General features: G+C 61.3%; 12 protein-coding genes. 9 read left to right on the top strand and 3 right to left on the bottom strand.

Features of this window, described 5'->3' with window-relative positions; all coding sequences use genetic code 11:
• The first annotated feature begins 164 nt into the window (after positions 1-164).
• A complete protein-coding gene (locus tag I2H38_RS08080) occupies positions 165-1,013 on the top strand; it encodes a MurR/RpiR family transcriptional regulator (protein WP_196271289.1) in 849 nt (282 codons plus the stop codon).
• 250 nt (positions 1,014-1,263) lie between these two features.
• Here the strand turns inward: I2H38_RS08080 and iolG are convergent, their stop codons facing one another.
• Positions 1,264-2,253, bottom strand: a complete 990-nt coding sequence (iolG, locus tag I2H38_RS08075) for an inositol 2-dehydrogenase (RefSeq protein ID WP_196271288.1) — start codon at positions 2,251-2,253, stop codon at positions 1,264-1,266.
• A gap of 151 nt (positions 2,254-2,404) precedes the next feature.
• Here iolG and I2H38_RS08070 point away from each other — a divergent pair, with 151 nt between their 5' ends.
• From I2H38_RS08070 to I2H38_RS08035, 8 genes are all read left to right on the top strand, one after another.
• Positions 2,405-4,318 (top strand): bifunctional 5-dehydro-2-deoxygluconokinase/5-dehydro-2-deoxyphosphogluconate aldolase, encoded by a 1,914-nt coding sequence (locus I2H38_RS08070; RefSeq protein ID WP_196271287.1) that lies wholly within the window; start codon positions 2,405-2,407, stop codon positions 4,316-4,318.
• Between the two features lie 12 nt (positions 4,319-4,330).
• Positions 4,331-5,443 (top strand): hypothetical protein, encoded by a 1,113-nt coding sequence (locus tag I2H38_RS08065; RefSeq protein WP_196271286.1) that lies wholly within the window; start codon positions 4,331-4,333, stop codon positions 5,441-5,443.
• Positions 5,440-7,287: a 3D-(3,5/4)-trihydroxycyclohexane-1,2-dione acylhydrolase (decyclizing) gene (gene iolD / locus I2H38_RS08060; protein WP_196271285.1), complete on the top strand. Its 1,848-nt coding sequence runs from the start codon at positions 5,440-5,442 to the stop codon at positions 7,285-7,287. The genes I2H38_RS08065 and iolD overlap by 4 nt, the downstream gene beginning before the upstream one ends.
• 24 nt (positions 7,288-7,311) lie before the next feature.
• Positions 7,312-8,196, top strand: coding sequence for a myo-inosose-2 dehydratase (gene iolE / locus I2H38_RS08055; RefSeq protein ID WP_196271284.1), 885 nt, complete (start codon positions 7,312-7,314; stop codon positions 8,194-8,196).
• Between the two features lie 177 nt (positions 8,197-8,373).
• Positions 8,374-9,171, top strand: coding sequence for a 5-deoxy-glucuronate isomerase (gene iolB / locus I2H38_RS08050; RefSeq protein WP_196271283.1), 798 nt, complete (start codon positions 8,374-8,376; stop codon positions 9,169-9,171).
• Between the two features lie 78 nt (positions 9,172-9,249).
• Positions 9,250-10,020, top strand: coding sequence for an oxygen-dependent tRNA uridine(34) hydroxylase TrhO (trhO, locus tag I2H38_RS08045; RefSeq protein ID WP_196271282.1), 771 nt, complete (start codon positions 9,250-9,252; stop codon positions 10,018-10,020).
• Positions 10,013-10,234 carry a SlyX family protein gene (locus I2H38_RS08040; RefSeq protein WP_196271281.1) on the top strand — a complete coding sequence of 74 codons (222 nt, stop codon included), beginning with the start codon at positions 10,013-10,015 and terminating at the stop codon, positions 10,232-10,234. The genes trhO and I2H38_RS08040 overlap by 8 nt, the downstream gene beginning before the upstream one ends.
• A gap of 94 nt (positions 10,235-10,328) precedes the next feature.
• Positions 10,329-11,402 carry an AI-2E family transporter gene (locus I2H38_RS08035; RefSeq protein WP_196271280.1) on the top strand — a complete coding sequence of 358 codons (1,074 nt, stop codon included), beginning with the start codon at positions 10,329-10,331 and terminating at the stop codon, positions 11,400-11,402.
• Between the two features lie 843 nt (positions 11,403-12,245).
• Here I2H38_RS08035 and I2H38_RS08030 read toward each other — a convergent pair.
• The gene (locus I2H38_RS08030; RefSeq protein WP_196271279.1) at positions 12,246-13,469 is read right to left on the bottom strand and encodes a hypothetical protein; all 1,224 of its coding nucleotides are present in this window, start codon (positions 13,467-13,469) and stop codon (positions 12,246-12,248) included.
• Positions 13,470-14,046: 577 nt separating this feature from the next.
• A complete protein-coding gene (locus I2H38_RS08025; RefSeq protein WP_196271364.1) occupies positions 14,047-14,592 on the bottom strand; it encodes a recombinase family protein in 546 nt (181 codons plus the stop codon).
• Positions 14,593-14,674 lie beyond the last annotated feature (82 nt).

Here is a 14,674-nt window from a genome sequence, read left to right as displayed (position 1 = left end):
CGGATCACATGCGTCTGGCATTTCCTCCGCCTGTCCAACCTCCCAAAATGGAACAAGATGGACCTTTTGTTTATATCTTTAGAATATTTGTTCCATTTCTGCGAGTTCGGTGTCAAGCTCCTGGTTCCCAGCCTAAGGTAGGGCACACGAGGACGAGGAAAACGATGGGGGATCGCTTAGAGGAGGTCATGGACGCCATTCCCGCCGATTATGAGGGTTTGAGGACGCTTCTTTTGAGCCGTCGCGAGACGATGCCGAAGCGCCTGAAGCAGATTGCCGCCTTCGCGCTGGAGCATCCGGAGGAAATGGCCTTCCAGACGGTTGCCGGCGTTGCCGATCATGCCGGGGTGCAACCCTCGACCCTCGTCCGCTTCGCCAAGAGCCTCGGCTATGACGGCTTCTCCCACCTGCAGCAGATCTTCCGCGACCGCCTGCGCGAGCGCTTTCCCGACTATCGCGAGCGCCTGCGCTCGTTGCGCGACACCGAGGGGCATCACGTCCACGCGACGTCGCTGCTCGAAGGCTTCGCCGACGCGGCCGCCATTTCGCTCGACCGTATGCGCGAGTCGGTGCGCCCGGAGGAATTCTCCCGCGCTATCGAGACCCTCGCCAAGGCCGATACGATCTACCTCCTCGGCGCGCGCCGGGTCTTCCCGATTGCGGCCTATTGCGCCTATGCCTTCGGCAAGCTCGGAGTGCGGGCCATTCTGATCGATCACATCGCCCAACTCGGCCCGGAGCAATTGGCGACGGCGACCGAACGCGACGCGGTTCTCGCCATCAGCTTCACACCCTACGCGCCTGTCACGGCCGATCTCGCGACCGTCGCGGCGCGCCGCAACATCCCGGTAGTGGCCATCACGGATTCCGCGTTCAGCCCGCTGGTGCCGAGTGCCGATATCTGGCTCGAAGTGGCGGAAGCCGATTTCGGCGCGTTCCGCTCGCTCTCGGCCTCATTCGCACTCGCAATGGCACTGGCCGTCGGCACGGCGGAGAAGCGCGCGGAGGGGTAGAGACCAATCGTCCTTCCCCGACAACAATCAAGATGATGAACTGTGCCGCAGCATTCACCTCTCCCCGCCAGGGAGAGGCCGAGCGAAGCGAGGGTGAGGGGTTGCGCCCTTCGCTCTCTCCGGAAAGGTCACTCTTCTCACCCGGACCTGAAGGTCCGACCTCTCCCGCCGGGAGAGGTGCGCGGTACCCGGCGCAAAGAAAGAATGGCCGGGACATGCCCGGCCATCGCATCGCGGAGATCGCGGTTCTTTAAAGTTTAACCGGCTTGCCCGTCTGTGCGGACTCGGTCGCAGCATCCGCGAGACGCTGCGCCTTCAGGCCGTCCTGACCGGTCGGCTCGAACTTGCGAGTCGTCTTGATGCCTTCGATGAAGGCGTCGAACTCGGCCTTGTAAGCATCCGCATAGCGCTGCAGGAAGAAGTCCTGCACCGGATCGGCGGTGACACCGGAGCCGTTCGCCACTTCAACGGTCGTGCGGTGGACGTTGCCCGCGCGGATCATGCCCTTCGAGCCGTGCACCTCGATGCGCTGGTCATAGCCATAGGTCGCGCGGCGGGAGTTGGAGATCTGCACGATGCGGCCCTTGGCGGTCTTCAACAGCACCGCCGCCGTATCGACATCACCCGCCTGGCCGATGGCCGGATCGACGAGGGAGGAGCCGACCGCGTGCACTTCCACCGGCTCATCGCCGAGCAGCAGGAAGCGGGCCATGTCGAGATCGTGAATCATCATGTCCCGGAACAGGCCGCCCGAGGTCAGGACGTAGCTGACCGGCGGCGGATTGGGATCGCGAGAGAGAATGGTGACGAGTTCGACCTCGCCCACTTCGCCGTCCGCGAGGCGCTTGCGCAAGGACGCGAAATTCGGATCGAAACGGCGGTTGAAGCCGATCATCAGCGGCGTGCCCGCCTTCTCGACCACGCCGAGGCAGGTCTCGATGCGGGGGCTCGAGAGATCGACCGGCTTTTCGCAGAACACCGCTTTGCCGGCGCGCGCGCCGCGTTCGATCAGATCGGCATGGGTCGTGGTGGGCGTGCAGATGAGGATGGCGTCCACGTCGGAACGCTCGACGATGGTCTCAAGGGACGCGACTTCGGCGCCCGTCGCCGCCGCCAGCTCCTGCGCGGAGGGGGCATGCGGATCGGCGACCGCCACGAGGCGGGCGTCCGGATGATTGGCGGCGTTGCGCCCGTGAATGCGGCCGATGCGGCCCGCGCCCAAAACGGCGATCCTGATCATGTTTCCCCCGATGTCTTTTGCCGGCTTACGGCAAATTTGGAATTGATGTTCCAGCACAAGATGCTAATAGAATAAACATTCTATAGCTGCAAGAGCCGCGATAAGGCTTGAAGACGGTCCGACGACCGGCTCCGCAGGCAGGAGGACTAGCATGAAGCCGACCCTGGATGTGATCACCATCGGCCGCTCCTCGGTCGATTTGTACGGCCAGCAGGTTGGCGGACGTCTGGAGGACATGGCCTCCTTCTCGAAGGCCGTCGGCGGCTGCCCGGCCAACATCGCCATCGGCACAGCCCGGCTCGGCCTGAAATCGGGTCTCGTCACCCGGGTCGGCGACGAGGCCATGGGCCGCTTCATCCGTGAGCAGATGGAGCGCGAAGGCGTTGCGACGCAAGGCATCGTCACCGACAAGGAGCGCCTGACCGCCCTCGTGATTCTCGGCGTACGCGACGAGCATTCCTTCCCGCTCATTTTCTATCGCGCCGACTGCGCCGACATGGCGCTGACGGAAGATGACATCGACGAGGCCTTTATCGCCTCCGCCGCCGCCATCGTCGTCACCGGCACGCACTTCTCCCGCGGGAGCACCGCCGCCGCGCAGAAAAAAGCAATCCGCATCGCCAAGGCGAATGGCCGCAAAGTGGTGTTCGATGTGGATTACCGCCCGAACCTCTGGGGCCTGCTCGGCCACGGCGCGGGCGAATCACGCTATGTGCGCTCGGATTCGGTGACGGAGCACCTGACGCCCATCCTCGGCCAGTGCGACCTCATCGTCGGCACGGAAGAGGAGTTGCACATCGCGGGCGGGTCCGAGGATACGCTTCAAGCGATCAGCGCCATTCGCGCGGTGTCGAAAGCCACCATCGTCTGCAAGCGCGGTCCCATGGGCTGCGTGGTCTTTCCGGCCGAAATCCCGGATTCCTTGGACAAGGGCGTGAAGGGCCCCGGCTTCCCGGTCGAGGTCTATAACGTGCTTGGCGCGGGGGACGCCTTCCTCTCCGGCTTCCTGCGCGGCTGGTTGAGGGACGAGAAACTCGAAACCTGCTGCGCCTATGCCAATGCCAGCGGCGCTTTCGCGGTGTCGCGGCTGCTCTGCTCGCCCGAGATCCCGACTTTCCCGGAATTGCAGCATTTCCTGAAAGTGGGTAGCCGTCACAAGGCGCTGCGGTTCGACCAGGACATCAACCACATCCACTGGGCGACGACCCGCCGTCCCGGCCCCGATACGCTCATGGCGCTCGCCATCGACCATCGCATGCAGATGGAGGCGATGGCGAAAGATGTCGGCGCATCTATCGATCGCATCCCGGCCTTCAAGGTGCTGGCCGTAGAAGCCGCCGCGCGGGTGGCTGATGGCCGCCCCGGTTTCGGCATGCTTCTCGATGGCACATATGGCCGCGAGGCCCTGTTCCGCGCTGCCGACCATCCCTTCTGGATCGGCCGCCCGGTGGAATTCCCCGGCTCGCGCCCGCTCGATTTCGAGGGCGGCGGCAGCCTCGGCGCGAAGCTTGTGGAATGGCCGGTGGGGCAGACCATCAAATGCCTGTGCTTCTACCATCCCGATGATGCGCCCGAACTGAAGGCACGCCAGGAGCGGGAATTGCTGCGCCTTTACGACGCCGCACAAAGCATCGGCCGGGAATTGCTCGTGGAGATCATCGCGGGCAAGAACGGGCCGTTGAAAACCGACACGGTCGCCATCGTGATGCAACGCCTCTACGATCTCGGCATCAAGCCGGATTGGTGGAAGCTCGAGCCGCAGCGGGATGTGGCGGCCTGGCATGCGGTGGGCAGCGTGATTTCCAAGAACGACCCTTATTGCCGGGGCATCGTTCTCCTCGGCCTGGAAGCGCCGGAGGATGAATTGGAAGCCGCCTTCGCCGCCGCCGCCAGCGAGAAGCAGGTGAAGGGTTTTGCCGTCGGTCGCACCATCTTCAACGATGCCGCGCGCCGCTGGCTCAAGGGCGAGATCTCGGACGAGGCCGCCATCGCCGACATGGCGGGCCGCTTCCAGCGCCTCGTCGATGCCTGGCAACGGGTGGCCGGCCGCTCAAAGGCGGCCTGAACGGAGCGTGTGATGTCTTTCACGGAAGACGACGTCAGACAAGCCGGGCGCGCCGTGGCGCTTCGCGAGGAGCAGCTCGACGGGTTGGTCGCCGTGTTGCGCGCACGTGCTGCAACGCGCGACGCCGACGCACCGAACCCTGCCCAGCCCGTCCGCTTCGATCTCGTTCACATCCTCTGGTATGCCGGCGCGCTCATCGTCATGGGCGCGATGGGTCTCTTTTCCACGCTCGCTTTCGAGCAGATGGGCGGCAAGGCGCTGACCCTGACCGCATTGATCTACGCGGTGCTCTTCGTGCTCGCGGGTCATCACCTTTGGAATCGCCGCGCTCTCGAAACGCCGGGCGGATTGCTGATCGCGGTCGCCGTCGCGATGATTCCGCTTGCAGTCTACGGCATCCAGGAAACCTATGGATTCTGGGACACCGCAGGCAAGCCGGAGCGCTATCGCGACTTCTATGTCTGGGTGAAAAGCAGCTGGTTGCCGATGGAAGTTGCAACCATCGTCGCCGGTCTCATTGCACTGCGCTTCTATCCCTTCCCTTTCATCGTCGCGGTGATCGCCGTGTCGCTGTGGTTTATGTCCATGGATCTGACGCCCTGGATAATTCAGGGGCGCGAGCTGGACTGGTCGGACTCTTGGAGAGCGCGACGCATCGTTTCGATGGCCTTCGGGCTCGTCGTTCTCGGCGTCGCATGGTTCGTCGATCTCAAGCGCGACCAAAAGCGCGACTTCGCGTTCTGGCTTCACCTGAGCGGTCTTTTGGCCTTCTGGGGCGGCCTGACGGCATCGGACAGTTCGAGCGAAATCGGCAAGGCGATCTACTGCCTCATCAATGTGGGCCTCGTGTTTCTCTCCGTCTTCCTGATGCGGCGGCCTTATGCCCTGTTCGGAGCCATCGGCGTGTCGATGTATCTCGGCCATCTGGCGAACAAGGTGTTCAAGGACTCGCTGATGTTTCCCTTCGCCTTGTCCCTCATCGGCATTCTCATCATCGCCGCAGGGCTTTTGCTGCACCGGCATCGCGCCGCCTTGTCGGCGTGGATGACGAACAGCCTCCCGGAATCTTTGAAAAAACTGCGTCCGCCGCATGCCGACGCCGCGACTCGAATGGAGCACGCATGAGCACGATCCGCCTCACCATGGCGCAAGCCGTCGCCCGTTTTCTGGTGGCGCAGAAAACCGAAATCGATGGTGAAATCCTGCCGCTCTTCGCGGGCGTCTGGGCCATCTTCGGCCACGGCAACGTGGCGGGCATGGGCGAGGCCCTGCACGGGGTGCGCGAGCAGCTTCCGACCTATCGCGCCCATAACGAGCAGGGCATGGCGCATGCGGCGATTGCCTTCGCCAAGGCCTCGCGTCGTCGGCGCATGATGGCCTGCACGACTTCCATCGGCCCCGGCGCAACCAACATGGTCACCGCCGCCGCCGTCGCGCATGTGAACCGCCTGCCCGTGCTGCTTCTGCCCGGCGACGTGTTCGCCAACCGCCGGCCCGATCCGGTGTTGCAGCAGATCGAGGGTTTCTCCGACGGCACGGTTTCGGCCAATGACTGCTTTAAGCCCGTCTCGCGTTACTTCGACCGCATTGCGCGGCCGGAACAGATCATCCCAGCGCTGCAACGTGCCATGAGTGTTCTCACGGATCCCGCCGAATGCGGACCAGTGACGCTGGCCCTGTGCCAGGACGCACAGGCCGAGGCTTACGATTATCCCGAGAGCTTCTTCGCCGAAAAAATCTGGACGCCGCGCCGCATTCGTCCCGACGCGGACGAGCTGGCGCAAGCGGCAGAACTGATCCGCAACGCGAAGAAGCCCTTCATCATCGCGGGCGGCGGCGTGCTCTACTCAGGCGCGGAAAAGGTGCTTGCCGATTTCGCTGCAAAACACGGCCTCGCCGTCGGCGAGACGCAAGCCGGCAAATCGAGCTTAGCTCACGACAACCCGACCTGCTTGGGCTCCATCGGCGTCACCGGCACTGGTGCTGCCAATGCGCTCGCTGAAGAAGCGGATGTGGTGATTGCCGTCGGCACCCGCTTGCAGGATTTCACCACCGGCTCCTGGGCCCTGTTCAAGAACCCGAACCGCCGCATCGTCGGCCTCAACGTGCAGACGTTCGATGCCACGAAGCACAATGCTCAAGCCCTGGTGGCGGATGCTAAGGTCGGACTTGAGGAACTGAGCGCGGCGCTACAAAGCTGGAAGGCTCCCGAGGCCTGGACCACGAAGGCGCGCGACGAGAAGGCCTGCTGGTTCGCAGCATCCGCGCGTTATACCGACGCGACCAATGCGGAGCTTCCCTCTGACGCGCAGGTCGTCGGCGCGGTGCAGCGCACCTCCTCACCCACCGACGTGGTGGTGTGCGCGGCGGGTGGCCTGCCGGGCGAATTGCACAAGCATTGGAAGGCAAGCACAGCCCTCGGCTACCACATGGAATACGGGTATTCCTGCATGGGCTACGAGATCGCGGGCGGCCTCGGCGTGAAGATGGCCGACCCCTCCCGCGAAGTTATCGTGATGGTGGGTGACGGCTCATATCTCATGATGAATTCCGAACTCGCGACCTCCGTGATGCTCGGCCACAAGCTCATCGTGGTTCTTCTCGACAATCGCGGTTATGGCTGCATCAACCGGCTGCAACGCGCGACGGGGTCCGAGAGCTTCAACAACCTGTTGCAGCACACGAACCACGTGACCTTGCCGAACATCGACTTTGCCGCGCATGCGGCTAGCCTCGGCGCGCAATCCATGAAGGTGAAGAGCATCGCGGAATTGGAAGACGCGTTGAAGAAGGCGCGCGGCACCGACCGCAGCACGGTCATCGTGATCGACACCGATCCATTGATCTCCACCGATGCCGGTGGTCATTGGTGGGATGTAGCGGTGCCGGAGGTCTCGACCCGTGAGCAGGTCAACACGGCGCGCAAGAATTATGAAACCGCACTCGCCGCGCAGCGGGTGGGCGACTGATCAAGAAGAAAGAGAGAAACGAAGATGACGATCCGCATCGGGGCAAATCCTATCGGCTGGTCCAACGACGACATGCTGGAACTCGGCGGCGAGACGCCGCTCGAGGTCTGTCTGGCAGAAGCCAAGGAAGCCGGCTTTGAGGGCATGGAACTCGGCAACAAGTTTCCGCGCGAGCCGGAAGCCTTGAAGAAGGCACTCGCGCCCTTCGGCATGGCCTGCGTCTCCGGCTGGTACTCCGCCGAGCTTCTCAAGCGCGACGCGGATGAAGAAATGAAGCACCTGCGTGCGCATCTCGACCTGTTGAAGGCCATGGGCTCGAACGTGCTCGTTTTCGCCGAGACGTCGAACGCCATCCATGGTGACCGCTCGAAGCCCCTGTCGCAGCGCCCCGTGATGAAGGACGGCGACTGGGCCGAGTTCGGCCGTCGCGTGACACAGGTTGCGGAGCAGACCCTGAAAGAGGGCGTGCGCCTCGTCTATCACCATCACATGGGCACCATCGTGGAGTCGGAATCGGACATCGACGCCTTCATGGCCTCGACCGGCGAAGCCGCGCATCTGCTGCTCGACACGGGCCACGCCACCTGGGGCGGCGCGAACCCGGCGGCGCTCGCCCGCCGTTACAGGAACCGCATCAGCCATGTCCATACCAAGGATGTGCGCAAGGCCGTGATGGAGCAGTCGAAGGCGGGCGGCTGGAGCTTCCTCGATTCCGTCATCGAGGGCGTCTACACGGTGCCGGGCGACGGCATGGTGGATTTCGTCTCCGTGTTCAAGGAACTGCCGGGCTATAGCGGCTGGGTCGTGATCGAGGCCGAGCAGGACCCGAAGAAGGCGCACCCGCTCACCTATGCCAAGATGGGCTACGCCAACCTGACCCGCTTCCTGAAGGAAGCCGGGTTGCGATAAAGCCAGGCGAGGGCTTGGCAAAGGCCTGAGATCAAGCGCAACCAACCCTCTTCCCCCTTGTGGGGGAGAGTTGGAGAGGGGGTATGAGCGCCCTCCTTCCCAATGTCGGCGCCGACACCCCCACCCCTAACCCCTCCCCGCAAGGAGGAGGGAAAAAAGGCAAGAGGAACCTTTGAGATGTCGAACCTCCTCGTCAAACCATCCAAGCCCGACACGAACGGACGCATCCATTCCGTCACCCCGGCCTCGGCCGGATGGACCTATGTCGGCTTCGAGGTCTACCAGCTCAAAAGCGGGCAGAGCCTCAAACAGGCGACGGGAGACCGGGAGGCTTGCATCGTCATGCTTTCCGGCAAGGCGCATGCCTCCGCAGGCGGACAGGATTTCGGCGTGATCGGCGGACGCAAGTCGCCCTTCGAGCCGGACCCGTGGTCGCTTTATGCGCCCGCGCGCTCCGAATGGGCGCTCAAGGCGGAAACGGATTGCGAGATCGCAATTTGCACCGCGCCGGGCGAGGGCAAGCTGCCACCGCGCGTCATCCGCCCCGATCAGGTCGGGCAGGAAACCCGTGGCAAGGGCACCAATACCCGCCATGTCCGCAACATCCTGCCCGAGACGGAACCGGCGGAAAGCCTGCTCGTCGTCGAGGTCATCACACCTTCCGGCCACTGGTCGAGCTACCCGCCCCACAAGCACGACCGCGACGCCCTGCCGAACGAATCCTTCCTCGAGGAAACCTACTACCACCGCCTCAACCCGCCCTCGGGCTTCGCGCTGCAGCGGGTCTACACGGACGACCGCTCCCTCGACGAGACGCTCGCGGCGAGCGACGGCGACGTGGTGCTGGTGCCGAAGGGTTATCACCCCGTCGGCGCGCCGCACGGCTATGAGCTTTATTATCTCAACGTGATGGCCGGCCCGAAGCGGATCTGGAAATTCCACAACGATCCGGCTCACGCCTGGATGCTGGCGTAAGGCAAACCCCGCGCGAAGCGACAACGAGAACCGGGCGGACGGGTTTCGCATCCGTCGTCCGGCTGATAGATCACGACGATGACGTACAAAGTCGCTGCCCTTTATCAATTCGTCTCGCTGCCGGACTTCCGCGACCTTCAGGAACCGCTGCAGGCGATCTGCGCCGCCCGCGAGATCAAGGGCACGCTCCTCCTCGCCCAGGAGGGGATCAACGGCACTGTCGCGGGAACCGCCGACGCCATCGACGCCCTTGTCGCCGAACTGGTGAACGGAACCCTTTTTGGCGGTCGCCTCGACAATCTGGAGCTTAAGTTCTCAACCGCCGCGGACATGCCGTTCCAACGGTTGAAGGTCCGATTGAAGAAGGAGATCGTCACCCTCGGCGATCCTCAGACCGACCCCACGAAGAATGTGGGAACCTATGTCGATGCTGCGGACTGGAACGCGCTGCTCGAAACGCCCGATCTCGTGCTGATCGACACGCGCAACCAGTTCGAAGTCGCGATGGGAACCTTCGATGGGGCGATCGACCCCAACACCGCGCGCTTCAGCGAGTTCAAGGACTTCGTCAAGCGGCAGCTAGACCCCACGAAGCACAAGAAGGTCGCGATGTTCTGCACCGGGGGCATTCGCTGCGAAAAGGCGAGCTCCTACATGCTCTCGCAGGGCTTCGAGGAGGTCTTCCACCTCAAGGGCGGCATCTTGAAATACCTGGAAGAAATTCCGCAGACACAGAGCCGCTGGAACGGCGAATGCTTCGTATTCGATGAGCGCACCGCGCTCGGCCATGGGCTTACGGAACGCTCGAGTTCCTCGGCCCAGCAGAGGGATTCCCACATCGATGACTGACACCGAAGCCCTCAATGCCCGCATCGACCGGCTGGAAATGCGCCTCACCCACCAGGAGGAGGTCATTGAGGACCTGAACAAGACCGTCACGGCCCAGTGGAAGCAGATCGACAGCCTGACCCGCCAGCTCGCGAACCTCCGCGATCGCCTGCAGGAAGCCGAGGACAGTGCGGGGCTTGTCCCGCACCGGGAACCTCCACCGCCACACTACTAATCCGGGAGCGTCAACCGCGCGGGATGGACTCCTGATAAAAATCCCCTTCGGTAATGGTATGATCGCCCAAGAGGCTCGATTGGGGATCGCACCGATGAGGACCGATAGTCCTTCGCCTGTCCGGATAGGCGAGACGCAAGACAAACCGCAACGGCGGAGCATTCTGGCGGTGGTTTTCACCGTCATGGCCGTGGGCCTCAGCCTGGCGCTCCTCTGGATGAATGCCGGAAGCGTGCTTCTCGTCTTCGCAGGCATTCTGTTCGCCTCCTTCCTTGATGCCTGCGCGCACGGGCTCGGCAAGATCCTTCCCGTAAGACGGGCCTGGCGCCTCACGGCCGTCTCTTTGATTCTGGCGGGCGTGCTCGGGATCGCGGTCAGCAGGGGAATTGGCCAAATTCCCGAGCAGGCGCGCTTCCTCATCAATGTCATGGATGCCCAGATCGACGTCCTGCAGCACCGCCTGACAGCGTTCGGGATCGACCTGCTGGGCCCCGAAGGCGGTCGCGACTTCTCTCGCCTTCTGCCCGACCCCGGCCAACTCTTCGGCCACGTCCATCTGGCCATCGGCACAGCGTCCGGCCTCCTCATCAACGCGGTCGTCATCCTGTGTCTCGGCCTCTTCTTCGCCGCCGACCCGGGCGCTTATCGCGACGGTATTCTCCGCCTCGTGCCGATCCCCTCTCGCGGGCGCGTTCGGCAGGTCATGGATGAGATGGGGCAAGTGCTGCGCGGATGGCTTCTCGGCCAACTCGTGCGGGTGGCCCTGGTCGTGGGGACCATGTGGCTTGCCCTCTACCTCGTCGGCCTCCCGGGCGCTTTTCTGCTCGCTCTTCAAGCCGGCCTATCGAATTTCATCCCCTATATCGGACCTTTCGTGGCGAGCGTGCCGGTTGCCCTCGTCGCCATGCCCCTGGGAACCTCGGTCCTCGCCTGGGCGATGATCGTTTATTTTCTGATCCAGAATCTCGACGGCTACGTCATTGGTCCTCTCGTCCACCGCGAGGCGCTGCAACTGCCGCCAGCCTGGACACTCGTCGCGATCATGATCTTCGGATCACTCTTCGGCGTCATCGGCATGGCTCTCGCGACGCCATTGGTCGCGATCGGAAGAGTCGCGGTCTTGCGCTTCTACGTCGAGGACCGCCTGGGCGATCGCGCTGGGGATTGAAAGGGGCCCATCACAGGGGACCGGGATACCGCTCAGCTCGGTCTGGGTGATGTTGGAAGTGGCGCACCCGACACGATTCGAACGTGTGACCTTTGCCTTCGGAGGGCGGCAACACAATTCGATGGTCGGCTGGCTGAGCGTAGGACCTACCTAGCGCGGGCGATAGGAGACCTAAGAAACCCCTTTGAAACCAACGGGAAAACCCATTTGTCACGATTGCGATGCTATTGAGGTATCGCGGGAGTTTCAAGGGGGTCTTAGGATATCGCCGTGACGTTCGATGGGCGTTATTGCTCGTCACTGTGACAAGGAATGTGACAGGCCACGCACGCTAGTCATCCGCTGTTCTTCGGCCCTGCGAAGGCTCATCGTTGTGGCGATTGAACTTCAAGGACAGGCGGTTTGGTGTTGGGCCACTTACCTACCCGAGAGCGACAAATGCCTGTCCTTGGTGAACCCCTACGGAGGGAAATGGCATCCTAGGTGGCCCCTCAGTGTAAGGGGCGATGCAGATGTCGTCGTGGTCGTTTTCCCTCACTGTCAAACTGGCGGCCTCTCTGATGGTACTCCTCATGGAAATGATGGAGGAGCCTTCGTGACTCATGTTGATCGGCTCGTCATCGGGAAAGCCTTCTCTTTGGAGGACGCGAGCGGCGGTGAAGAAGGGCGTGTGGCTTACACAAAGCTCACGGGTTCCGAGGAGCGCAGCGTAGCGCCCCCCGCGGCCTACTGGACGGACGGTGATGTTCATTCTTTTTCTCAAATTTGGATTGTGGACATGAAAAAAAGCCGGGACCGACAAGGGTCACCGGCTCAGGAAGGTGTTTGGAGGACGCGGGACGTTTAAGCGGCCAATCTGCTATCTTGGTCGATGAGCTCGGCCACATGGGAGGCGGCTAACCACCTCTTGAACAGACTTCGCATCCGTTCGGACGGTATCAAGATGGTAATCGGGTCGCCTCTTCGGATCTGACTGCGCCAAATCCACTGGATCATCTCGGAGAGGGCGTGAAGCTCTTCCTGAACCTCGATCCCGCGATCATGAAAATACCGTTTGATCATGGGATTGTAGAAGATGTTACACAGATAGGCCAAGGACCGCTTCTCGATGTAATCATTGGTGCCCTTAGCATTGCAGGGGATGAAGCCCCTTGCATACCGTGCCCCCGACAAGCGCCTCTTCGCTGATTTGAAGGTGGTCCACGCGTTAGCACTTGTCGGTGTCTCGGCTCCTTTCTTGAACCAGTTTTCAAGAACCGCTCTGATTGCTCTGAGATCGCCTTCGCTACGCTTAAGCCAACCAACGGAGAAAGGGTTGGATCGTCCTCGTGAAGCGCCCCAGTTGTTGGCCGATCCCTCATAGACAGAAATCAGGTTCCTAAGCTTCGCCTTCACCTCGGCCTCGTCACAGTGGTCCCACCATGACACAAGGTCCCCATCCTCCAAGGTATTGAGATCATAGCGCAGCCCCGCTCCCTTCAGGTGGGCGGCCATGGGAGAGCCCTCAAACATGTAGGTGAGGACGAACACTTGCTTGAAGCACTGAAGGAAATCCGCAGGGAACTCCCAGATCAACACGCCATCGAAGTTGATCAGATTACCGTTGTCACAGAGGTTCTTGATTGCATCGAACTTCCCTGCGTAGCGACCATGGTCCCTGTTGTTCCAACGAAGCCTATTGGTCTCAGGTTCGACGTACAAATGGCCATCCTTGAGCAGGAGGTTTCTGTCGGAGGCCGATAGCCCCTCAAACATATGCACACTGTCCAACGCCTCATCGATCACAAGGATGTAATTTTGGTCCTTGAGGCTCTCGTAGATGTCTCTCGTGAGCAACGCGAACAGAGCGTGGGTCGTGCAGATGTTGGCCCCCTGGTTCACTAAGGAGGCAAGGTGGTTCAGTTTCCTCCCTTTGACGGGTTGGGGGACACGAAAGTTCAACTGGGGGCACGCCTGACTGATGCGGTCCACCTCAGAGAGAACCGGGGCCACATAAAGAAACCTTGGAGCTAGGCGTCCCAGGTCATCGATACACTTTCCCAAGTAGTTCTTATAGGTATCGTTCATATAGTTGATCATAAAGGTCGTTTTCCCAGACCCCATGATCGAGTCGATTATTGTAATCATATTGTCTTCTGTTAGGATTTATAGCGTTCACTGAGGACAATGCGCTTCCTGACTGATCATTGTGGTGACCAATCTGATTAAGGCTTAGGTGCTGGCTGTGTTGATGAAGCTGAAGGTGAAAAACAACGGGGTGGACACCCTGATTATTCTACCTTCCCCTTCTAAGACTCGGTGCCTGAAACCCTTACTGAGCAAGGTTCTTAGAGCACTAGGTCCAAGTCCAAGGTGGTCAAGACTGGACCACACCATCGGTGGCCACCCTGACGAAGCTGAGGCAAGCTTGGTCGTGTCGAAGGCCCCTGTGTCTCCTAGCCCGCGTTTTTCCTAGAAGGATCACAGGCCCCTAAGCCCGAACGCGCCTTTGTCCAAAAGCGTAGGATCTGGGCATATTTTGATTGTGTTGTTGTGCAATATCAAAGGGTTATGTGGAGAAAAAATTGGGCGTCTCATAAGACGGCATAGACCCAACCTTTGATTGAATGCTAATCAATGATATCTACCTATGGTCTCGGGATGGTCAGTCCGAAAGAATGCGGAACACCGACCGCTCGCCAACGCCAAGCTGTTTCGCGATCTCTCTTTTCGGCACCCCTTGGGAGGCCAAAGCCCTAATCTGATCCGCCTTCGCCCGCGCGGTGGGGGCTCTCCCCTTGTACTTCCTTTCAGCCTTGGCCTTGGCGATCCCTTCCCGTTGCCGCTCCAGCATCATCTCCCGTTCAAACTGTGCGACACTGCCCAGGACGTTCAGCATGAGTTTTCCGGTTGGGGTGTTGGTGTCGATGCCGAGATCAAGGATGCGGAGGCTCACCTTCTTGGCTTCCAGGGCGGCAATGATGTGCCCCAGATGAACCACCGAACGCGCAAGGCGATCCAGTTTGGTGACAAAAAGGGTGTCTCCCTCCCGGACATACTCAAGGGCTGCCTCCAGTGACTCCCTTGGACCCACCGAGGAGGTTTGTTCAAGGAAGAGTTTATCGCACCCAAGAGCCTTCAGGTCACGTTCTTGGGCTTCTAAACCCGCCACTTGGTCGAGGGTGCTTGTTCGTCCGTAGCCCACCAGCATTGTCATGTTTGTCCGCCATTAGGATCTTAAACATAACGGCATAGTGTCTGCCAAAAATCAAGGGTGACTTCTGTGGCAGACA

The sequence above is a fragment of the Microvirga alba genome (assembly GCF_015694465.1).
GTDB lineage: Bacteria > Pseudomonadota > Alphaproteobacteria > Rhizobiales > Beijerinckiaceae > Microvirga > Microvirga alba.
Note: the sequence above shows the minus strand (reverse complement) of the source record. Positions and strands in the feature narration are given on the sequence as shown.